This is a genomic window from Stenotrophomonas sp. SrG (genome assembly GCF_050031795.1).
Taxonomy (GTDB): domain Bacteria; phylum Pseudomonadota; class Gammaproteobacteria; order Xanthomonadales; family Xanthomonadaceae; genus Stenotrophomonas; species Stenotrophomonas rhizophila_A.
On record NZ_JBNBBE010001360.1, the window covers coordinates 1 to 235 of the forward strand.

General features: G+C 66.0%; 1 protein-coding gene. It reads left to right on the forward strand.

Annotated features, from left to right (window positions below; genetic code table 11):
* Window positions 1–210: substrate-binding domain-containing protein (locus tag ACQG3P_RS23845; RefSeq protein ID WP_426806434.1), on the forward strand; the 210-nt coding region annotated here is incomplete at its 5' end.
* Window positions 211–235: the final 25 nt, after the last annotated feature.

Genomic DNA, 235 nt, shown 5'->3' on the forward strand with positions numbered 1-235 from the left:
CCCGATGCGCTGTCCATCGGCGGGTTCGACGTGCTGGCATCGTCCCGCTACCTCTCGCCTGCATTGACTACTGTCCGCCAGCCCATGCGGGAGATCGGCGAGCGCGCGGTCAACCTGCTGCTCGCCATCCTCGAAGGCGTGGATGTACCGCTGCAGCAGACGCTTGAGTTCCGCTTGATGGTGCGGGGTTCGACCGCTGCACCGATGTAGAGCCACGCCCAGCGTGGCTTCGTGG